We start from the raw sequence: 20485 nt of genomic DNA on the forward strand, positions 1-20485 counted from the left end.
CCGGCCAGACCGCGTCGCGGCCTTCGCGAGCAGGCTCGCTCCCACAGGGGATTTGTGAACGACACAGATCAAGTGTGGGAGCGAGCCTGCTCGCGAAGGGGCCGGCACAGGCAACACACAATCAGGATCAGCCCTCATGAACACCACCGAAAGCCTCAAGGACTACCAGCGCGTGCGCCTGCTGGCGATCCGCTCGCTGTTCGAGATCATCGAGCAGTCCAGTGAAGGCACGGTGATCGTCGACAGCGACGCCAACATCGTCTGGATGAACGAACGCTATGCCAAGCGTTTCGGCCTGCCATCGGCTGAAGACGCCATTGGCAAGGCCTGCGAAAGCGTCATCCCCGGCAGCCTGTTGCGCGAGGTGGTGCGCACCGGTCGACCGATTCTGCTCGACATGCAGGACACCCCCAAGGAACCCCTGGTGGTCATGCGCCTGCCGATTCATGACGATGCCGGCGAGGTGATCGGCGCCATCGGCTTCGCCTTGTTCGACGAATTGCGCAGCCTGTCGCCGATGCTCAAGCGCTACATGAGCATGCAGCAAGAGCTTGCTTCCACGCGTTCGCTGCTGCGGGCGCGACAGACCCGCTACAACTTCGCCCACTTCATCGGCACCAGCGCCGCCAGCCTGGAAGTCAAGCGCCGCGCCCGGCGCAGCGCCAGCACCGACTCGCCGGTGTTGCTGCTCGGCGAGACCGGCACCGGCAAGGAATTGCTGGCACAGGCGATCCATAATGCATCGCCGCGAGCCCACAAGGCGTTCGTCAGCATCAACAGTGCGGCGATCCCCGAAGCACTGCTCGAAGCCGAATTCTTCGGCACTGCGCCTGGCGCCTATACCGGCGCCGACCGCAAAGGCCGCGCCGGCAAACTGCAGATCGCCCAGGGCGGCACGCTGTTTCTCGATGAAATCGGCGACATGCCGTTGCCGCTGCAAAGCAAACTGCTGCGGGTGTTGCAGGAAAAGGAATTCGAACCGGTCGGTTCCAACGAGGTGATCCAGAGCGATGTGCGAGTGATCGCCGCGACTTCGACCGACCTGGAAGCGGCGATCAAGCGTGGCGAGTTTCGCGCCGACCTCTACTACCGCCTCAACGTCCTGCCGATCCAGGTGCCACCGCTACGCGAGCGGCTCGACGACCTGCCTGCCCTGAGCGAAGCGATCCTTGAAGAACTGCGCAGCCAGCACGAACTGAACAGCGATGCGCTGGCGCTCCTGGGCCAACACGCCTGGCCGGGCAACATTCGCGAACTGCGAAACGTGCTGGAGCGGGCGGCATTGCTCAGCGACGACCTGCGCCTGACGGAGGCGGATATCCGCGCGGCGATCGGGACTTTTACCCCAGTGCAGCGCGTGGCGCCGTTGGCCATCGAACCGCTGGAGCATGAGACGTTCAGTGCGGCGCGCGAGCGCTTTGACCGGCAATTGATTGAAGCGGCCCTGGCGCAATGCGGGGGCAAGGTGATCGAGGCGGCGGCGCGGTTAGGGCTGGGAAGGTCGACCTTGTACAAGAAGATGGTGGCGTTGGGGATTGCGGAGTCTCAATAGAGAGACATAAATCTCTATTTGTAGATGTAATTTCAGATCAAAAGATCGCAGCCTGCGGCAGCTCCTACATGGGTTTCCAGCGTTTCCCTGTAGGAGCTGCCGCAGGCTGCGATCTTTTCAGGCACAAAAAGTCTCCAAATAGAGACAGCAAGCACTTAATCGCCACTTCGCACAAAATTATATCCTTATATTTCAACAACTTACCCACATGGCACGAAACTCGCTAAAGCCGTCTCCTACAACGTTTCACCCATACAAAAATAACAATCCAGGAGACACACCATGAGTGTGATCATTGCCTTGGCAGCCCTCACGCTGCTGATGCTGGCTGCTTACCGTGGCTACAGCGTTATCCTATTTGCCCCGATTGCCGCCCTCGGCGCCGTCCTGCTCACCGATCCTTCCGCCGTCGCCCCCGCCTTCACCGGGGTGTTCATGGAAAAAATGGTCGGTTTCATCAAACTGTATTTCCCGGTATTCCTGCTCGGCGCGGTGTTCGGCAAACTCATCGAGTTGTCCGGCTTCTCGCGCTCGATCGTCGCGGCGGCGATTCGCTTGCTCGGCACCCGCCAGGCGATGCTCGTGATCGTGCTGGTCTGCGCCCTGCTGACGTACGGCGGCGTCTCGCTGTTCGTGGTGGTGTTCGCGGTCTATCCGTTTGCCGCGGAAATGTTCCGCCAGAGCAACATTCCCAAACGCCTGATCCCGGCGACCATCGCCCTCGGCGCCTTTTCATTCACCATGGACGCCCTGCCCGGCACCCCGCAAATCCAGAACATTATCCCCAGCACCTTCTTCAACACCACCGCCTGGGCCGCGCCATGGCTGGGTTTGATCGGGTCGATCTTCGTGGTCTGCGCCGGCATGCTGTTTCTGCAGCGCCAGCGTAACAAGGCTCAGCTTAGCGGCGAAGGCTACGGCACCGACCTGCGCAATGAGCCGGAAACCGCTGCCGACATCAAACTCCCCAATCCGTGGATCGCCCTGTCGCCGCTGCTGGCCGTGGGCATCATGAACCTGCTGTTTACCCAGTGGATTCCACAGTGGTACGGCAAGACCCACAGTCTCGCGCTGCCGGGCATGGCTGCGCCGGTGACCACCGAAATCGCCAAGCTAACGGCGATCTGGGCCGTTCAGGCTGCACTGCTGGTCGGCATCATCGTGGTGCTGGTGTTCGGCTTCCAGGCGATTCGCGGCAAGTTGGCCGAAGGCAGCAGAAGTGCAGTCAGCGGTTCATTACTGGCAGCAATGAACACAGCGTCTGAATACGGTTTTGGTGCGGTAATAGCATCGCTGCCAGGCTTTCTGGTCCTGGCCGACTGGCTCAAAAGCATCCCTGACCCGCTGGTCAACGAAGCGATCACCGTGACCCTGCTGGCGGGCATCACGGGCTCGGCGTCCGGCGGCATGAGCATTGCGCTGGCGGCCATGGCCAATGACTTCATCGCAGCGGCCCATGCCGCCAACATCCCGCTGGAAGTCCTGCACCGGGTGGCGGCGATGGCCAGCGGCGGCATGGACACCCTGCCACACAACGGCGCGGTGATTACCTTGCTGGCGGTGACCGGCCTGACCCACCGCGAAGCCTACAAAGACATTTTCTGTATTACGCTGATCAAGACCCTGGCGGTTTTCGTAGTGATCGGCATTTTCTACGCCACTGGCATTGTGTGAGGCATTGATGACGACTCTTTCAGGCAAGACCGCACTGGTTACCGGTTCCACCAGCGGCATTGGCCTGGGCATTGCCCTGAGCCTGGCCAAGGCTGGCGCCAATCTGATCCTCAACGGATTTGGCGATGCATCCAAAGTGATTGCCGAGGTTGAACAGTTCGGCGGCAAGGTTGGCCATCATCCCGCCGACGTCAGCGACCCGGCGCAGATCGCCGACATGATCGCCTACGCCGAGCGCGAATTCGGCGGCGTCGATATTCTGGTCAACAACGCCGGCATCCAGCATGTGGCGCCGGTAGACGAGTTTCCGGTGGAACGCTGGGACTCGATCATCGCGATCAATTTGTCATCGGTGTTTCACAGCACCCGCCTGAGCCTGCCGGGCATGCGCGCCAAAGGCTGGGGCCGAGTGATCAACATCGCCTCGGTGCATGGCCTGGTGGGTTCGACGGGCAAAGCCGCTTATGTCGCCGCCAAGCATGGCGTGATCGGCCTGACCAAAGTGGTCGCCCTGGAAACGGCCACCAGCAACATCACCTGCAACGCGATTTGCCCGGGCTGGGTGCTGACACCACTGGTGCAAAAGCAGATCGACGATCGCGCCGCCAAGGGCATCGACCCACAGCAGGCGCAGCATGACCTGCTGGCCGAGAAACAGCCGTCGCTGGAGTTCGTAACGCCGCCGCAACTGGGTGAACTGGTGCTGTACCTGTGCAGCGAGGCTGGCATCCAGGTACGTGGCGCGGCGTGGAATATCGATGGTGGGTGGTTGGCGCAGTAACCACAGATTGATCGTTCCCACGCTCTGCGTGGGAATGCAGCCCGGGACGCTCTGCGTCCCAAGAGCCGAACGCGGAGCGTCCGCTGAGGCATCCCTTCGCGGCGCGTGGGAACGATCTGACGACAATAAGAGGCAAATCATGTCCGAAGTACTATGGCAACCCACCGCCGAACGCATCGGCAAGACTCGCATGGAGGCCTTTCGGCGCTTCGTCAATCAACGGCACCACCTGCACATCGACGACTACCCCGCCCTGCATCAATGGTCGATCGACCAGCGCCCGGATTTCTGGCAGGCCATCGTCGACTTCTTCGACATCCGCTTCCATGAGCAACCCGACGCGGTGCTACTGGAAGGCCGACAAATGCCCAGCGCCCAGTGGTTCCCCGGCGCCACCCTGAATTTCGCTGAACACCTGCTCAGTCGACGCGACGATGCCGTAGCCGTCGTGGCCGTGGCTGAAAACGGCCAGCGCGAACACTTGACCTGGGCCGAATTGGCGGAGCATGTCGCAGGCTTTCAGAAGGGCTTGGTTGCGGCCGGTGTCGGCCTTGGCGACCGGGTGGCGGCCTGCATGCCCAACACCTGGCAAACCCTGGTGGCCATGCTCGCCACCACCAGCCTGGGGGCAATCTGGTCCTGTTCGTCGCCCGACTTCGGCACCCAAGGGGTGATCGACCGCTTCGGCCAGATCGAACCGAAAGTGCTGGTCACCTGCGCTGGCTATCGTTATGCCGGCAAGGAGATCGACCAGCGCGCCAAGGTCAACGAAATCCTCGAACGCCTGCCGTCATTGCAGCAACTGGTGATCGTGCCTTACGCACTCCCCGGAACACGCATCGAAGATTTCCGTACCCAGGCCAATGTGACGCTCTGGGATGATTTCTATGACCCGGGTGGCGATCCTGATTTCGTCGCCGTGCCCTTCGACCATCCGCTGTACATCCTCTACTCCAGCGGCACCACCGGCGTGCCCAAGTGCATCATCCACAGCACCGGCGGCGTACTGCTGCAACACGTCAAGGAACACGGCCTGCACTGCGACCTCGGCCCGGGCGATCGCTTGTTCTACTACACCACCTGCGGCTGGATGATGTGGAACTGGCTGGTCTCGGCCCTGGCGGTAGGCAGTGCCGTGGTGCTGTACGATGGGTCGCCATTCCATCCGAATGCCGAACGCTTGATCGATCTGATCGACGACGAGCGCATCACCGTATTCGGCACCAGCCCCAAGTACCTCGCCACCCTGCAAAGCAGCGGCGTGAAGCCTGGGCAAAGCCATGACCTGGGCAGCCTCAAGACCTTGCTCTGCACCGGCTCAGCGCTGTCGCCGCAGAGCTACGACTATGTCTATCGCGATTTCAAGGCCGACCTGTGCCTGGCCTCGATGTCGGGTGGCACCGACATCGTCTCGTGTTTTGTCAACGGCAACCCCTGGCAGCCGGTGCGCCGTGGCGAAATACAGGGCAAGAGCCTGGGCATGGCCGTGGAAGTGTGGAACGACGAGGGCCGGGCGGTCATCGGCGAAAAGGGCGAACTGGTGTGTACGCGGCACTTCCCGGCGATGCCGATCGGCCTGTGGAACGACCCAAATGGCGAAAAGCTCAAGGCCTCCTACTTCAGTCAATTTCCCGGTGTCTGGGCCCAGGGCGACTACGCCGAACAACTGCCCCACGGCGCGATGATGATCCATGGGCGCTCCGACGCGGTGCTCAATCCCGGTGGCGTGCGCATCGGCACGGCGGAAATCTATCGGCAAGTGGAGAAAGTCCCGCAGGTGCTCGACAGCGTGGCCATCGGTCAGCAATGGCAGGACGACGTGCGGGTGGTGCTGTTCGTGCGCTTGCGCGAGGGCGTGGAACTGGATGACGCGCTGCAGCAGCAGATCCGCCAGGTCATTCGCGCCAACACCACGCCACGTCATGTGCCGGCGAAGATTGTCGCGGTGACCGACATTCCTCGCACCATCAGCGGCAAAATTGTCGAATTGGCGGTGCGTAATGTGGTGCATGGGCAGAAGGTGAAGAATACCGACGCGCTGGCCAATCCCGAGGCGCTCGAGCAATTCCGAAACCGCCCCGAACTCCAGGACTGAAACACACCCCCTGTAGGAGCGAGCATGCTCGCGATGAACCTGTGAGCGCCGCGGGGTGTCAGGTTTCCAGCGTCATCGTTGACATCCATCGCGAGCATGCTCGCTCCTACAGTGGGGCGCGTCAATCCATCAAGCCCCAGTTGCCAGAGCCTGGCGTTGTGTTGGCATGCAACTTCAGCCGCAACCGCAGGTTGTTCACCGAATCTGCATGCTTCAACGCTTCATCCTCGTCGACCACACCTTCTGCGACCAACTCGAACAACGCCCCGTCAAACGTCTGCATCCCCATCTCCGCCGACTTCTCCATCACCCCTTTCAGTTCGGAAAACTGGTTACGCCGGATCAGGTCGCCAATGGTTGGCGTGCCCAGCATCACCTCTACCGCAGCACGCCGCTGGCCATCAACGCTACGTACCAGGCGCTGCGACACAAACGCCTTGAGGTTGTTACCCAGGTCGTTGAGCAGTTGCCCCCGACGCTCTTCGGGAAAAAAATTGATAATGCGGTCAAGCGCCTGACTGGCGTTATGGGCATGCAATGTGGAGATCACCAGATGCCCGGAATCGGCAAACGCCAGGGCATGCTCCATGGTTTCGCGGTCACGGATCTCGCCGATCAGCACCACGTCCGGCGCCTGGCGCAGGGTGTTTTTCAACGCGGCATGAAAACTGCGGGTGTCGACACCGACCTCGCGCTGGCTGATGATCGATCGCTGGTGCCGGTGGATGTACTCGATCGGGTCTTCGATGCTGACGATGTGACCGCTGGCGTGGCGATTGCGGTAGTCGATCAACGCTGCCAGCGACGTGGACTTGCCCGAGTCAGTGGCGCCGACGAATAGCATCAGCCCTTGTTTGAGCATCACCGTTTCAAGCAACACCTGCGGCAGCTTGAGGTCTTCAAAGCGTGGAATGTCGAGCTTGACGTTGCGCACGACCATTGACACATCGTTACGCTGTTTGAAAATGTTCACTCGAAAGCGTCCAATCCCCGCCAGGGAGATCGCCAGGTTCATTTCCAGTTCCCGATCGAACTCAAGGCGCTGTTCGGCGTCCATGATGGACGCCGCAATCGTCGCGATTGCTCCCGGCTTGATCGGTTGGTGGGCCAGGGCGGTGAGCACACCGTTGAACCGCGCACTCGCAGGCGCCCCCGTGGACAGGTAAAGATCGGAGCCATCCTGGCTGGCCAAGCGTCTTAACAACGCGTCGATTTCCATGGCAAAAAGCACCTACGAAGCATTCAATGTTAAAAAATGACATGAAGCAGGTCATCCAGCGTCTACTGCCCTGCAAGGATAGTTGACGCCGCCACACCGACTTTTGTGCAGGACATCTTGATGAACGCATCACCCACCGGCAGCGATGCCCAAGCCTTGATTGCCAGACTCGACTGGGCGAACAGCCCCCTGGGCGCTGCTGGCACCTGGCCACAGAGCCTGCGAACCGCCGTGGACATCGTGATTCATTCGCCAATGCCGATGCTGTTGCTCTGGGGGCCGCAACTGACGCAGATCTACAACGACGGCTTCGCGCTGCTGGCCGGCAGCAAGCATCCGCACGCTTTCGGACAGCCAACCCACCTGATCTGGCCCGAATTAAAGGACTTTACTGACCCAATTTACAGCGCGGTCCTACAAGGCCAGGTGCGAACCTACAGCGAACAGCGCTTCACCCTGCAGCGCGACGGTACAGATTCCGACTTCTGGCTTGACCTGACCTACAGCCCCATCCGCGACGAAAATGCCCAGGTTGCCGGAATCCTGGTCACCGCCATCGAAACCAACGAGCGCCGGCGCATCGCCCTCGAACTGGAGCAACGCTCCGCCGCGAGCCTCAAGGCCCAGCAAGACACCGAAGAACGCCTGCAACTGGCCCTCGCCGCCACCGACGCGGTCGGCACCTGGGACTGGGACATCAGTGAGGACCGCTTCATCGCCGACGCTCACTTCGCCCAATTGCACGGCGTCGAACCGGCCCTGTCTGGCCAGTTGCCGATCAGCGAATACCTGCATGGCGTCCACCCGGAAGACCGTACCCTGATCGCCCGCAGCATCAAGCACTGCATCACTCACGGCACCGAGTACGCCGAGGAATACCGCCTGCTGCAAGCCGATGGTCAGTTGCGCTGGGTGTTTGCCCGCGGACGCTGCTACAAGGATCACCATGGACGGCCGATCCGTTTCCTCGGCGCCGCCCTTGACCTGACCGATCGCAAAAACACTGAGCACGCCTTGCGCCAGAGTCAGACCGAGCTGCAGTTGATCATCAACGCCATGCCGATCCTGATCAGCTACGTCGACCGCGAGGAACGCTTTCGCCTGAACAACGCCGCCTACCTGGACTGGTATGGCTTGACGCCCCAGGAACTCTATGGCCGAACCATTCGCGAAGTGCTGGGCGATGAGGCCTACGCGTTGCGCGCCGAGCACATTGCCCAGGCCCTGAGCGGCAAGGCGTGTTGCTTCAGCATCGGCACGGCGCACCGCGACGGTAGCATCCGCCAGGCACTCATGAATTACCTGCCGCGTCACGGCCCGGATGGCGCGGTGAATGGTTTCTATATCTTCGTCATCGACGAAACCGAGCGTAAACAGACCGAAGAAGCCCTGCGCAACCTCAACGAAACCCTCGAGGAACGGGTGAGCGCGCGCACCCGGCAATTGGCCGAGGCCAATGAAAAACTGCTCAGCGAGATGTTCGAACGCGAGCGCGCCGAAGAAGCCCTGCGGCATGCGCAGAAGATGGAAGCGCTCGGCCAGCTCACCGGCGGCATTGCCCATGACTTCAACAACATGCTCACTGGCATCATCGGCAGCCTGGACTTGATGCAGCGCTACATTGCCGACGGCCGCGCCGCCGAAATCAACCGTTTCTCCGAGGCCGCGGTTTCCTCGGCCAACCGCGCCGCCGCCCTCACCCATCGACTGCTGGCGTTCTCCAGGCGTCAGTCGCTGGATCGCAAGACGCTGAACGCCAACGACCTGATCCACTCCCTGGAAGACTTGCTCAGCCGCACCAAAGGCGACCACATCGAACTCAAGCTGCTGCTGACCGAAGGTGCCTGGCCGGTCAGCACCGACGTCAGTCAACTGGAAAACGCCCTGCTCAATCTGGTGATCAACGCCCGCGACGCCATGCCCGAGGGTGGCCAGTTGTGCATCGAAACCGCCAACGTCTATCTCGACGGCAGCGATATCACCACGCTGGAACCGGTCAAGGCCGGGGATTACCTGATGATCGCCGTCACTGACAACGGCACCGGCATGACCCCCAAGGTATTGGCCAAGGCCTTCGACCCGTTCTTCACTACCAAGCCCATCGGCCAGGGCACCGGGCTGGGGTTGTCGATGATCTACGGCTTCGCCCAGCAGTCCGGCGGCCATGTGACCCTGTCCAGCCTGCCGGGCCAGGGCACCAGCGTGCGCCTGTACTTGCCGCGACTACGAGGCAACGAGCCACAGGATGTGCTGTCGCCCGTGATTAGCGAAGCACCGTCGGCGATTGCCGGCGAAACGGTGGTGCTGGTGGAAGACGATCCGGCGGTGCGCATGCTGGTGACCGATCTGCTCAAGGAGTTGGGTTATCGCGCCTATGAAGCCGAAGACGCGAAGACCGCCCTGCCCTTGCTCGAATCCGAGTTGCGCGTCGACCTGCTGGTCACCGACGTCGGGCTGCCCGGGATGAATGGGCGACAACTGGCGGAAATCGCGCGCCAGCATCGCCCGCAACTGAAAGTGCTGTTCATGACCGGTTACGCGCAAAACGCCGCCGAACGCCAGGGCTTTCTCGAAGAAGGCATGGACATGGTGGCGAAGCCGTTTTCCATCGATCTGCTGGCCAACAAGATTCGCACGATGATCGGTCAACCGCAGTGAGTTGGGGCATAATCGCGCCCCCTGGCTGTCACGACCGCAACAAGGTATCTGCCCCATGAAAGCTCAAGCCCGCCATATCCTGGTGAAAACCTCGGAAGAAGCCGAGCAACTCAAGCAACGTATCGCCAAGGGCGAAGCCTTCGATGTGCTGGCCAAGAAGTACTCCACCTGCCCGTCCGGCAAACGTGGCGGCGACCTGGGTGAAGTGCGTCCGGGCCAGATGGTCGGTGCAATCGATGCGGTGATTTTCAAGAAACCGCTGCGGGTGGTGCATGGGCCGATCAAGAGCAAGTTCGGGTATCACCTGGTGCAGGTGTTTTACCGGGATTGATCTCCACCTGTAGGAGCTGCCGCAGGCTGCGATCTTTTGATCTTGTTTTTAAAAGCAAAATCAAAAGATCGCAGCCTGCGGCAGCTCCTACACAGAGTTCTTGTTCAAACCAAGGGGATGAGTGCCCCCGGCGCCTGAATCACCCGACCCGCCAACCGATGCCCCGCCTCAGCCGCCTCGACCGGGCTCGCGCCCTTGAGGCGCGCAGCCAGGTACGCCGCACTGAACGAATCCCCGGCCGCCGTGGTATCCACCACCCGCTCGACTTTCTGCGCCGGCACTTCGAATGACTCGCCGCCACAACGAATCAGGCAGGCTTCGGCGCCGCGCTTGAGCACCACTTCAGGCGTGCCGATCTGCTCGTATGCTGCAAACACCGCCTGGCAATCGGCGAAATGGAACAGCGCCTGTTCGTCATCGACGGTCAGCAGAGCCAGGTCGACATAGGGCAACACCTTGCGGTACGCCACTCGCGCTTCCTCCACCGAGGCCCACAAACGCGGTCGGTAGTTGTTGTCGAAGACGATCCGCGCATTGCGCTGGCGGGCCTCGATCAAGATTTCCAGCAATTTTTCCCGCCCCTCGCCCAATACCGCGAGGGTGATGCCGCTAAAGTACAACACGTCGTAATCCGGCAGCGCAGCCAGGATCGGCGCGGCGGCCGGGGTGGTGAAGCAATCGCGCACCGCTGCTTCATTGCGCCAATAGAGAAAACGTCGCTCGCCGGCGGCGTCAGTCTGGATGCAATACAGCCCCGGTAAGCGACCGGGCAAGCGCTGGACCTTGCTCAGGCCAATGTTTTCGGCAGCCCAGCTCTGGCACATGGCATCGCTGAAACTGTCATCGCCCAGGGCCGTGACGTAATCCACCGAACCCGCCGTGCCCAGTTCGCGGGACAGGTAGACCGCCGTGTTCAAGGTATCGCCGCCGAAGCTTTGTTGCAGGCTGCCGTCGGCGCGGTGTTGCAATTCGATCATGCATTCGCCGATCAGGGCGATGCGCGGGGTGTGGGGGCCCAGGGTGTTGAAGGTGTTCATGGGTGTGGGGTCTCCGGTGTTGCGATGCTGTCTGTCAGGGCCCCTTCGCGAGCAGGCTCGCTCCCACATTGGAATGCATTCCCCTTGTGGGAGCGAGCCTGCTCGCGAAGGCCACGCCGCGGTCTCAAACCGGTTAGAAACAGGTTTCCATGGTCTCGATAACGTTCAATTGCTCATCCACCAGGCAACCCACGCGCCACTTGTCGAACGTCAGGCACGGGTGCGAAGTGCCGAACGAAATGATGTCGCCCACCCGCAAATCAACCCCCGGCGGCACGGTCATGAAGGCGTGCTGGTCCATCACGGCGGTCACCTTGCAAGCGCTCACATCATCGCCCTTGGCCGGAATGACACCGGCCCGGTAGCGCAGCAACGGCACCGGCAGGCCAGCGTCATAAGCCACGTCACGCTTGCCCAGGGCAATCACTGCAAAGCCTGGCTCCGGCAACGACTGCACATGTGCCCAGACCTCCAGCGCCGCACGCAAGCCCTCATGCAGATCACTGCGACGGTCGAGCACGCAGCATTGCGCTTCCTTGTAGATACCATGGTCGTGCGCCACATAGCTGCCGGGGCGCAAGACGCTGAGGAAACGCCCGCCAGCGTTCTGCGCCTCGAACTCTTCGGCGATCAAGTCATACCAGGCCGAACCTGAAGCGGTGATGATCGGCTTGGCAATCGCGAAGGCGCCGCTGTCCTGCAACTGCACGGCCAGACGTACCAGGGAGCCGGCGAATGCACGGATGCCACTCACCGCGTGATCGCCGTGGATCACCCCTTCGTACCCTTCGATCCCGGTCAGCGCCAAGGCCGGTTGTGCGGCGATGGCCTTGGCCAGGTCGAGCACTTGCTGTTCGCTGCGGCAACCGCAACGACCGCCGACCACGCCGTACTCGATCATCACGTTCAGGCGCACACCCCGTGAAGCGAAATAGGCGCCGAGGTCGGCGACGTTGTCCGGGTGATCGACCATGCAATAGAAGTCGAAGCCCGGATCAGCCAGAAGATCGGCTATCAACGCCATGTTCGGGGTGCCGACCAACTGGTTGGCCATCAACACCCGGCGCACGCCGTGGGCATAGGCCGCGCGGGTTTGCGTGGCGCTCGCCAGGGTAATGCCCCAGGCACCGGCGTCCAGTTGCCGGCGGAACAGCGCCGGGGTCATGCTGGTCTTGCCGTGGGGCGCAAGCTCGGCGCCGCTGTCGCTGACAAAGGCCTGCATCCAACGGATGTTGTGTTCAAGCGCATCGCGATGCAGCACCAGCGCGGGCAGGCTGACGTCACGCACCAGGTGGGCGCCAGTGTGGGCAAAGCCCTTTTCCACGGCGGCAATATTCTTGGCAGAAGACATGGTCGAACTCCTCACAGTCGCGGCCGCGGGCAGCCGCTGTTAATCGTTGATGCGACGAGCCAGGTTGTTGGCGCTATCGATCAGCACCCGGCGGTAATCGCTGTAATGGGTCTTGGCATCGGCCCGCGGAGCGACGATGCACAGGGTGGCAATGGCCACGCCATCAGGTCCTTTGACCGGGGCGGCGAAGCAATGGGTAAAGGTGTCGGCCACGCTGTCGAAGGAGAAAAAGCCGTCGATGCCAGCTTGGCGGATTTCCTTGAGAAACTGTTCCAGCGGCAATCGTTCGCCGTTGGGCAGGATGAAGTCGTCGTGGTCGATCAGGTCGACGATTTCCTCGTCACTCAGGTGCGCCAGCAACAGGCGTCCGGACGCTGTCCAGGGAATGGGCGCGTTTTCGCCGATGTCCGAGGAAATGCGAAAATGCCGCTGGCCCTCCTTCATCAACGCCACGGTGTATTTGCGCCCGTTGAGCAAGCACATCTGCGCCGTTTCGTGAGTCTGGCTGACGATGTCCTGCAGGGCACGATCGGCTTCGCGGGTCAGGTCAAAATGGCGCAGGTGCGCTTGGCCAAGGAAGTACAGCTGGCGGCCGAGATAGACGTGACCGTCCTTGCCCACCGGTTCCAGGATGCGCCGTTCCAGCAACGAGGCCACCAGCTCATAGACCGTGGATTTCGGACTGCCGATGCCGTTGGCGATGTCGTTCGGGCGCAGGGGCTGGCCGATCTCCTTGAGGAAATCGAGGATATCGAACGCCCGGTCCAGACCGCGTGCCCGGCGCTTGATGGTGTCTTCGCTCATGTCAGTGGTTCCCAATCAAATTCGCCGGGGGGGTTTTGATCGTTCCCACTCTGGGAACGATCAGTGTCAAGTTCAGGCTTTTTTCTTGTACGCGATGCAGTCGATCTCGACCTTGCAGTCGACCATCATGTTCGCCTGCACACAGGCCCGGGCCGGTGCGTGTTCAGGCTTGAAGTACTCGGAGAAGACCTTGTTGAAACTGGTGAAATCCCGCGGATCTTCCAGCCATACGCCGACACGCACCACATCTTCCAGGCCATAACCTGCCTCTTGGAGAATCGCGACCAGGTTCTTCATGGTCTGGTGCGTCTGCTCGACGATGCCGCCAACAATGATCTCGCCCTCCACCGCCGGCACCTGCCCGGAGACGTGCAGCCAGCCATCGGCTTCAACGGCGCGGGCAAAAGGACGCGGCTGGCCACCCGCCGCGGTGCTGCCGGTGCCGTAACGAGTAATGCTCATGGGTGTTTCTCCTGAACTGAAAACCGAAGGATCAGAGATCTTCTGCGAGACCTCGAAGGCCAATTAATTCCGCTATACCGGAATACGGTTTGCAATAGCGGAATAAGCGGCAGAAAGTGTGCCACAGGTCGTGAAGGAAATAGTAGGGGGAGATTGAAAAGTGTTCTAAATCAGAAAATCCCTGCACGCCGCTTCGCGAGCAGGTCCGCTCCCTGTCGGGATGCGATTCCCTGCTCGCGAGGCGCCCTCAGGCTGGCGGTAAAATCAATTACACGTGCGCGCCAGGAACACCCGCGTTACCCGCCGCTCTTCTACCGACATGACGGTCAATCGCCAGCCGTCCCAGTCGTGGCTGTCACCGATCATCGGCAGTCGATCCAGCAGGCTCACCACCAGACCGGCCAGGGTTTGATAGTCTTCGGTCGGTTGTGCCGCGAATCCGGTGCGTTGACGCACACGCGCCAGGTTCAACGCGCCACTGACCACGAATCCGTCCTTCTCCTCGATCACGTCCGGGCCTTCGATTTCGCTGGCGTCGGGCAGCTCACCGGCAATCGACTCGAGGATGTCGGTCATGGTCAGCACGCCGACGAAGTCACCGAATTCGTTGACCACAAACGCGATGTGGGTCGAGGCCTTGCGCATTTGCTCCAGGGCATTGAGGATCGAGTAGCTGTCCAGCAGGTTGACGGCCTGGCGCGCCAGGTGGGCAAGATCAGGCTGGTTGCCGGCCAGGAAATCCTTCAACAGTTCCTTCTTGTGCACGAAGCCCAGCGGTTCATCCACCGCGCCGTCGCGAATCAGCGGCAGGCGCGAGTAGGACGAATGCATCAAACGCGTGCGAATGGTCTGCGGGTCGTCGGACAGGTCGATGTAATCGACGTCGGCACGCACGGTCATCAAGCCGCGGATAGGCCGCTCGGCCAGTTGCAATACCCCGCTGATCATTACCCGCTCACGACGGTCGAACAGTTCTTCGCTCTGCCCTTCGCCGTCGTCGAGCATGTCGGCGATTTCTTCACCGACTTCTTCCACCGCCAATTTGCGCCCGCCGAGCATGCGCATTACCGCGTGCGCAGTGCGTTCACGCATCGGTCGCAGGCCCTGCATCGAGCGTTTGCGTCGCGACCGGGCGATCTGGTTGAACACCTCGATCAGGATCGAGAAGCCGATGGCCGCGTACAGATAGCCCTTGGGAATGTGGAAGCCCAGGCCTTCGGCGGTCAAGGCAAAACCGATCATCATCAAAAAGCCCAGGCACAGCATGATCACCGTAGGGTGCGCGTTGACGAAGCGAGTCAACGGCTTGCTGGCGACGATCATCAGGCCGATGGAAATGATCACGGCGATCATCATCACCGACAATTCATCGACCATGCCCACCGCGGTAATCACTGCGTCAAGGGAGAACACCGCGTCAAGCACCACGATCTGCGCCACGATGGGCCAGAACAACGCGTAAGCCGTATTGGAAGTGCGCTCGCCGACATGGCCTTCTAGCCGTTCGTGCAGCTCCATGGTCGCCTTGAACAACAGGAACACACCACCAAACAGCATGATCAGGTCTCGACCCGAGAAGCTTTTGTCGAACACCTCGAACAGCGGCTGGGTCAGGGTCACCAACCAGGAAATACTCGCCAGCAGGCCCAGGCGCATCAACAACGCCAGGGACAGGCCGATGATACGCGCGCGATCGCGCTGCTCCGGCGGCAATTTGTCCGCCAAAATCGCAATGAACACCAGGTTGTCGATACCCAGTACCAGCTCCAGCACAATCAACGTCAACAAGCCCAGCCACGCGGTGGGGTCAGCTAACCATTCCATGTAAATGTCTCGATCTATTCAGTGAATTCAGAATGCCAGGCACGGCAAGGCGCGGCGCAGAGGCCGGGTAAATGCAATGACAGGGAGATCGGGGTGCCAGAAGACCGGATGTTTCGCGTGCAGCAAGACCGCGCGTTGGCGCGAGGGGAAAGGATAACTGGGGGGCTCCGTAAGGGCGTTCATGCAAGTCCTGAAAAGGAAAAAGGACTTGAATCGTACAGTCGATATGGACAATTCCTACAGCCCGAAATCATTTCAAGATCTGTAGCAGGTCTGGGAATTGCCGCCGCTGACTGCAGGAACACGCTTGCTCGTGATGCTTTCAACGGTTCTTCACACGTTCGATGTACCGCACAACCACCGGGGATTTCTCGAACCGGCGATGAATCAACGCCAGCCACGACGACGCGTTGCAGTCGTTGATCTGGCTATAGACCACATTCGGTAAACTGACATGGCCGACCACCGACTCTGGTACCACCGCCACGCCCTGACCCAGGGAAACCAAGGCGATCACTGCCACCAACCCACCCGGTTGCGCCCCCAGTTTCGGCACGAACGCGCCCTGGGAGGCAACTTGCAACGTACCGACGACTTGCTCGGGAAGAATGAAGTTTTCGTTGTGCAAATGCGCCGAGTTGATGACCGGCAAGCGATTCAGCCATGAGTCCACCGACAGTGCCAAAACAAAGCCCTCATCACTGAGGCGCACACTCTCGACACCCTCGGGCAACGTCAACGGGCAACGGATGTAGCCCAGATCGAACCGTCCCTCAAGGATCATGTTCGGCAGGCTCGCCATTGGACTTTCCCGCACATTGAGGCTGACATCCGGGTACTGGCTTGCAAAACCCTGCACCTGCTTTTGCAGCAACCCCGAATACACCGCCGACGCGACATAACCCAGTTCGATGTGACCGATATCACCACGCCCGGCACGCTGTGCGTTGCGCTGCGCCGATTCGAACTGGCGCACTGTGGCCTCAGCTTCGATCACCAGCGCCGCCCCGGCCTCGGTCAGGCTGACGTCCCGCACCTGGCGCAGAAACAGGCGTGCGCCCAGCTCCGCTTCCATGTCCTGGATTTGCCGGGTCAAGGTGGGCGGCGCGATGCCCAACTGCTCGGCGGCGCGGGTGAAGTTGCGATGCCGGGCGACAGCCAGGAAGTAGCGAAAGTGGCGAATATCCATCGGTGCGTTAGCTCAAAGGTAATGAAGTGACGCTGCGCGCCTAACAAAGGCGTCGCCAGCCGGCGATAAGCTGCACGGAACTTCACAGTAGAGAACCCCTGCCATGTCCGTCAAACCCCAGGTGAGCCCACGCCTGACCTTGTTAACCGCGTCGGCAGTGTGCTCGTTGATCGTGCTGGACACCAACATCGTGGCCGTTACCTTGCCCAGCATCGCTCGGGATCTGGGGGCGAATTTCGCTGACATTGAGTGGGTGGTCAGTGCCTACATGCTGGCCTTCGCCGCGTTGCTGTTGCCCGCGGGCAGCTTGGCAGACCGTTTTGGCCGGCAAAAAACCCTGATGTGGGGGCTGGGCATCTTCATTCTGGCCTCGATCGGCTGCGGCGCCGCACCGAACGCGCTGTTTCTCGACATCGCGCGCGCGATCAAGGGCGTCGGCGCGGCGCTGCTGTTGACCTCGGCACTCGCTTCCATCGGCCATACCTTCCACGATGAAGCCGAACGCGCCAAGGCCTGGGCGTTCTGGGGCGGTTGCATGGGCGTGGCCATGACGGCTGCGCCGACCCTGGGCGGGTTGATCACCGAGTACGTGGGTTGGCGCTGGATTTTCTACCTCAACCTGCCGATCGGCCTGTTCCTGATGCTCATGGTCTGGCGCGCGGTGCCGGAGTCTCGCGACGCCCAGGCCGCGCGTCTCGATCCGTGGGGCAGCCTGGCCTTCAGCGCCAGTTTGCTGTGCCTGATCTGGGGCCTGATCGAAGCCAACCGCATCGGCTGGAACAACCCCGTCACTTACGCCCGCCTGGTGGGTGGCGCCCTGTTGCTCGGCTTGTTCGTGGTGATCGAGCGTGTGCAACAGCGGCCGATGATCGACCTGCAACTGTTCCGTCATCCGCGTTTCATCGGCGCGTTGCTCGGCATGTTTTCCTATGCTGCGTGCGCCCAGGTGATGATGACGATGCTGCCGTTCTACTTGCAGAACGGCCTGGGTTTTACCGCCATCAGCGCAGGGTTGGGCATGCTGCCGTTTGCCGTGACCATGCTGATTTTCCCGCGCATCGGTGCACGCCTGGCGGGACGCGTGACGCCGGCGAACATGATGGCCATCGGACTCACCCTGGTGGGCAGCGGTAATTTGCTCAGCGCCTGGGCGGTCAACAGCGGCGGATACCTGCCCTTCGCCCTGGCGATTGCAGTCACGGGTGCCGGCGCCGGGCTGCTCAACGGCGATACGCAAAAAAACATCATGGCCTGTGTGCCTCGGGAGCGTACCGGCATGGCCTCGGGCATGAGTACGACCATGCGCTTCAGCGCGGTGATGCTGGCGATCGGTGTGTATGGCGCATTGCTGTCGGGACACAGCGAACGGCTGCTGCACGACCATCTGGCGGCACAGGGCGGGCAATGGCTCGAACACAGCCAGGGTGTCGCCTCGCGGGTGGTGGCCGGTGACATGCCGGCGGCCCTGAGTCTGTTGCCGGAAGTTGCGCGGCCGCTGGTCGAGCCACTGGCGCGACAGGCGTTCGTGGGTGGGTTCAGTTTGTTGCTTTGGGTCGCGGGCCTGGCGGGGTTGCTGGGCGCACTGGTGGTCGGGACACTGATGCGCAATCCGATTCCAGCGCCCCGCACTGCCCTGGCGCTTGAATGACGCGTACCTGGCGATTTCATCTTTGAATGTACAGCCGCCTTCGCGAGCAGGCTCGCTCCCACATGATCCCGGTGAGGCACAGATTTCACCTGTGGGAGCGGGCTTGCCCGCGATGAGGCCCATAAGGGCGACACAGCACCTACCCCAGAACAAGCTCGTCGATATGCCGATATCCGGTTTGCAACTGCGCCGCCAACACCTTGCTGCGCCCAAGGCGAATCGGCCCGCGTTCGATGTCGATCACCAGCCCCGGACACTCGAGTGCGGGCAACGACGGCCACTCTTTCAAACGGCCATCGGTTATCACCAGCAAGCGCTGCTGTTCGGCCGGCAAGCGCTTTTGCCGCGCGGCAAGCCACAGTGCCGCATCACCCAGCGCCGCCAGCAACGGCGTACCGCCGCCCGCACCAAGTCCGTCGAGCCAATGGCGCAAACCGCTGGATGCCTTCAGTCCCTGCACCTGCCACTTCGGCGCTGCACCGCTGGCCGTCAGTAATGCCAGGCGCGCGCGCTGGCGGTAGGCATCGTCGAACAATTGCGCCAACAGGCCCTTGGCATCACTCAATGCCTGGTGGCGGCGGGTCGAAGCCGACGCGTCGACAATCACCAGCCACAGCTCATGCGCCGCGCGCGTGCGCTGCTGGAACAAGACATCCTGGCGCTGGCGTGGCCTTCCGTTGAGTAACGTGCCTGGCCAATTGATCGAGCCTCCATGGGACGCGTGACGTTTACCCTGTTTACCGTGATCGAGGCGTCCTGCACGAGGTCTGGCATTCGCCCCCACGTCCGATCGAGGGCGAATGCCTAGGGCTTTTTTGGCCAGCTCGGCACCTCTCGCCGCGCGCCGACCGGCAACACTTGAGCGGGCATCTCGCCCCATTGGCCCTGGCCTTCGCTCGGGTTGGGCTGTTGGCTGGATGGGGAATTGTTGGATTGTGGTGCCGATGGCGTGTGCTCGCGACGACGATGGCGCAAGGCAAATTCGGCGACCGCGTCGATATCCTCTTCGCCAATGGCTGTTGCACCGCGCCAGGCAGCATGGGCACGCGCCGCGCGCAACCAGACCAGGTCGGCGCGCAAGCCATCGACACCGGCGGCAAAGCAACGCTCGGTGATCTGCGCCAACGCTTCGTCGTCAAGGGGAATGTTCGCCAATGCACTGCGCGCTGTTTGGCAACGCTCACGCAACGACTGCTGCTGGCTCTCCCATTCGGCGCAGAACTGTTGTGGATCACTGTCGAAATCGAGGCGTCGACGAATGATTTGTCCGCGTTCGGTCGGTGCGGTGTGGCCACTGAGGGCGACGTTCAAGCCAAAACGATCGAGCAGTTGCGGGCGCAACTCGCCCTCTTCCGGGTTCATGGTGCCGATTAGCACGAACTTCGCCGAATGCCGATGGGAAATACCATCACGTTCAACCAGATTAGTGCCGCTGGCCGCCACATCGAGCAGCAGATCGACGAGGTGATCCGGCAGCAGATTCACTTCATCGACATAGAGCACGCCGCCGTCAGCCTTGGCCAGCACGCCGGGGGAAAATTGCGCCCGACCTTCACTCAGGGCCGCGTCGAGGTCGAGGGTGCCGACCAGGCGCTCTTCAGTTGCCCCCAGGGGCAAGGTGACGAATTGACCGCTGGCCAGCAGGTCCGCAAGACCACGGGCCAGGGTCGACTTGGCCATGCCACGCGGGCCTTCGATCAGCACACCACCGATTTTCGGGTCGATGGCGGTCAGATACAGCGCGAGTTTCAAATCGTCGGCGCCGACCACGGCGGAAAGCGGGAAATGGGGGGTGTCGGTCATTATCAGTACTCAGTCATGGTCGGGGTCAATACACGTTCCCCTGTGGGAGCGAGCCTG

Annotated in this window: 16 protein-coding genes; 7 read left to right on the forward strand and 9 right to left on the reverse strand. The window is 61.5% G+C overall.

Going from position 1 to position 20485, the window contains the following annotated elements; genetic code table 11:
- The first annotated feature begins 136 nt into the window (after positions 1 to 136).
- From AC1Q8Q_RS04285 to AC1Q8Q_RS04300, 4 genes are all read left to right on the forward strand, one after another.
- On the forward strand, positions 137 to 1552 hold the full coding sequence (locus AC1Q8Q_RS04285; protein ID WP_083349216.1) for a sigma-54 interaction domain-containing protein: 1416 nt from the start codon (positions 137 to 139) through the stop codon (positions 1550 to 1552).
- Between the two features lie 282 nt (positions 1553 to 1834).
- Complete coding sequence (locus AC1Q8Q_RS04290; RefSeq protein ID WP_492614844.1) at positions 1835 to 3226, forward strand: GntP family permease; 1392 nt, start codon at positions 1835 to 1837, stop codon at positions 3224 to 3226.
- A gap of 7 nt (positions 3227 to 3233) precedes the next feature.
- Positions 3234 to 4007: a 3-hydroxybutyrate dehydrogenase gene (locus AC1Q8Q_RS04295; RefSeq protein WP_492614845.1), complete on the forward strand. Its 774-nt coding sequence runs from the start codon at positions 3234 to 3236 to the stop codon at positions 4005 to 4007.
- Between the two features lie 139 nt (positions 4008 to 4146).
- Positions 4147 to 6102: an acetoacetate--CoA ligase gene (locus AC1Q8Q_RS04300; protein ID WP_492614846.1), complete on the forward strand. Its 1956-nt coding sequence runs from the start codon at positions 4147 to 4149 to the stop codon at positions 6100 to 6102.
- 121 nt (positions 6103 to 6223) lie between these two features.
- Here AC1Q8Q_RS04300 and AC1Q8Q_RS04305 read toward each other — a convergent pair whose 3' ends face one another.
- Positions 6224 to 7321 (reverse strand): PilT/PilU family type 4a pilus ATPase, encoded by a 1098-nt coding sequence (locus tag AC1Q8Q_RS04305; protein ID WP_492614847.1) that lies wholly within the window; start codon positions 7319 to 7321, stop codon positions 6224 to 6226.
- A 120-nt stretch (positions 7322 to 7441) separates the two neighbouring features.
- On the opposite strand from AC1Q8Q_RS04305, the gene AC1Q8Q_RS04310 reads away from it, so the two are divergent.
- Together AC1Q8Q_RS04310 and AC1Q8Q_RS04315 are read left to right on the forward strand one after the other, a co-directional pair.
- The gene (locus AC1Q8Q_RS04310) at positions 7442 to 9979 is read left to right on the forward strand and encodes a PAS domain-containing hybrid sensor histidine kinase/response regulator (protein WP_492614848.1); all 2538 of its coding nucleotides are present in this window, start codon (positions 7442 to 7444) and stop codon (positions 9977 to 9979) included.
- Positions 9980 to 10034: 55 nt separating this feature from the next.
- A complete protein-coding gene (locus tag AC1Q8Q_RS04315) occupies positions 10035 to 10310 on the forward strand; it encodes a peptidylprolyl isomerase (RefSeq protein ID WP_007933743.1) in 276 nt (91 codons plus the stop codon).
- Between the two features lie 104 nt (positions 10311 to 10414).
- Here the strand turns inward: AC1Q8Q_RS04315 and AC1Q8Q_RS04320 are convergent, their stop codons facing one another.
- The 6 genes from AC1Q8Q_RS04320 to AC1Q8Q_RS04345 form a co-directional block, all read right to left on the reverse strand.
- Complete coding sequence (locus AC1Q8Q_RS04320; RefSeq protein WP_151141920.1) at positions 10415 to 11347, reverse strand: sugar kinase; 933 nt, start codon at positions 11345 to 11347, stop codon at positions 10415 to 10417.
- 133 nt (positions 11348 to 11480) lie between these two features.
- Positions 11481 to 12698 (reverse strand): amino acid deaminase, encoded by a 1218-nt coding sequence (locus AC1Q8Q_RS04325; RefSeq protein WP_020795430.1) that lies wholly within the window; start codon positions 12696 to 12698, stop codon positions 11481 to 11483.
- Positions 12699 to 12737: 39 nt separating this feature from the next.
- Positions 12738 to 13502 (reverse strand): IclR family transcriptional regulator, encoded by a 765-nt coding sequence (locus AC1Q8Q_RS04330; RefSeq protein ID WP_020795431.1) that lies wholly within the window; start codon positions 13500 to 13502, stop codon positions 12738 to 12740.
- A 72-nt stretch (positions 13503 to 13574) separates the two neighbouring features.
- Positions 13575 to 13964, reverse strand: coding sequence for a RidA family protein (locus AC1Q8Q_RS04335; RefSeq protein WP_020795432.1), 390 nt, complete (start codon positions 13962 to 13964; stop codon positions 13575 to 13577).
- A gap of 264 nt (positions 13965 to 14228) precedes the next feature.
- Positions 14229 to 15788 (reverse strand): TerC family protein, encoded by a 1560-nt coding sequence (locus AC1Q8Q_RS04340; protein WP_020795433.1) that lies wholly within the window; start codon positions 15786 to 15788, stop codon positions 14229 to 14231.
- 322 nt (positions 15789 to 16110) lie between these two features.
- Positions 16111 to 16977 carry a LysR family transcriptional regulator gene (locus AC1Q8Q_RS04345; protein ID WP_168758264.1) on the reverse strand — a complete coding sequence of 289 codons (867 nt, stop codon included), beginning with the start codon at positions 16975 to 16977 and terminating at the stop codon, positions 16111 to 16113.
- Between the two features lie 103 nt (positions 16978 to 17080).
- Between AC1Q8Q_RS04345 and AC1Q8Q_RS04350 the strand changes: the two genes are divergently transcribed.
- A complete protein-coding gene (locus tag AC1Q8Q_RS04350) occupies positions 17081 to 18625 on the forward strand; it encodes an MFS transporter (RefSeq protein WP_168758265.1) in 1545 nt (514 codons plus the stop codon).
- 139 nt (positions 18626 to 18764) lie between these two features.
- Here the strand turns inward: AC1Q8Q_RS04350 and AC1Q8Q_RS04355 are convergent, their stop codons facing one another.
- Together AC1Q8Q_RS04355 and AC1Q8Q_RS04360 are read right to left on the reverse strand one after the other, a co-directional pair.
- Positions 18765 to 19505, reverse strand: coding sequence for a VWA domain-containing protein (locus AC1Q8Q_RS04355; RefSeq protein WP_492599163.1), 741 nt, complete (start codon positions 19503 to 19505; stop codon positions 18765 to 18767).
- On the reverse strand, positions 19430 to 20428 hold the full coding sequence (locus AC1Q8Q_RS04360; protein WP_020795437.1) for a magnesium chelatase ATPase subunit I: 999 nt from the start codon (positions 20426 to 20428) through the stop codon (positions 19430 to 19432). The genes AC1Q8Q_RS04355 and AC1Q8Q_RS04360 overlap by 76 nt, the downstream gene beginning before the upstream one ends.
- Positions 20429 to 20485 lie beyond the last annotated feature (57 nt).

This window comes from Pseudomonas sp. GW823-FHT06B06, assembly GCF_058795195.1.

Bases quoted from the DNA above. Each gene is read 5' to 3' on its own strand.
- AC1Q8Q_RS04295 (WP_492614845.1), top strand. From the start codon at position 3,234: ATGACGACTCTTTCAGGCAAGACCGCACTGGTTACCGGTTCCACCAGC.
- AC1Q8Q_RS04325 (WP_020795430.1), bottom strand. From the start codon at position 12,698: ATGTCTTCTGCCAAGAATATTGCCGCCGTGGAAAAGGGCTTTGCCCAC.
- AC1Q8Q_RS04335 (WP_020795432.1), bottom strand. From the start codon at position 13,964: ATGAGCATTACTCGTTACGGCACCGGCAGCACCGCGGCGGGTGGCCAG.
- AC1Q8Q_RS04320 (WP_151141920.1), bottom strand. From the start codon at position 11,347: ATGAACACCTTCAACACCCTGGGCCCCCACACCCCGCGCATCGCCCTG.
- AC1Q8Q_RS04290 (WP_492614844.1), top strand. From the start codon at position 1,835: ATGAGTGTGATCATTGCCTTGGCAGCCCTCACGCTGCTGATGCTGGCT.
- AC1Q8Q_RS04350 (WP_168758265.1), top strand. From the start codon at position 17,081: ATGTCCGTCAAACCCCAGGTGAGCCCACGCCTGACCTTGTTAACCGCG.
- AC1Q8Q_RS04315 (WP_007933743.1), top strand. From the start codon at position 10,035: ATGAAAGCTCAAGCCCGCCATATCCTGGTGAAAACCTCGGAAGAAGCC.
- AC1Q8Q_RS04355 (WP_492599163.1), bottom strand. From the start codon at position 19,505: ATGGGGCGAGATGCCCGCTCAAGTGTTGCCGGTCGGCGCGCGGCGAGA.
- AC1Q8Q_RS04340 (WP_020795433.1), bottom strand. From the start codon at position 15,788: ATGGAATGGTTAGCTGACCCCACCGCGTGGCTGGGCTTGTTGACGTTG.
- AC1Q8Q_RS04300 (WP_492614846.1), top strand. From the start codon at position 4,147: ATGTCCGAAGTACTATGGCAACCCACCGCCGAACGCATCGGCAAGACT.
- AC1Q8Q_RS04345 (WP_168758264.1), bottom strand. From the start codon at position 16,977: ATGGATATTCGCCACTTTCGCTACTTCCTGGCTGTCGCCCGGCATCGC.
- AC1Q8Q_RS04360 (WP_020795437.1), bottom strand. From the start codon at position 20,428: ATGACCGACACCCCCCATTTCCCGCTTTCCGCCGTGGTCGGCGCCGAC.
- AC1Q8Q_RS04310 (WP_492614848.1), top strand. From the start codon at position 7,442: ATGAACGCATCACCCACCGGCAGCGATGCCCAAGCCTTGATTGCCAGA.
- AC1Q8Q_RS04305 (WP_492614847.1), bottom strand. From the start codon at position 7,321: ATGGAAATCGACGCGTTGTTAAGACGCTTGGCCAGCCAGGATGGCTCC.
- AC1Q8Q_RS04330 (WP_020795431.1), bottom strand. From the start codon at position 13,502: ATGAGCGAAGACACCATCAAGCGCCGGGCACGCGGTCTGGACCGGGCG.
- AC1Q8Q_RS04285 (WP_083349216.1), top strand. From the start codon at position 137: ATGAACACCACCGAAAGCCTCAAGGACTACCAGCGCGTGCGCCTGCTG.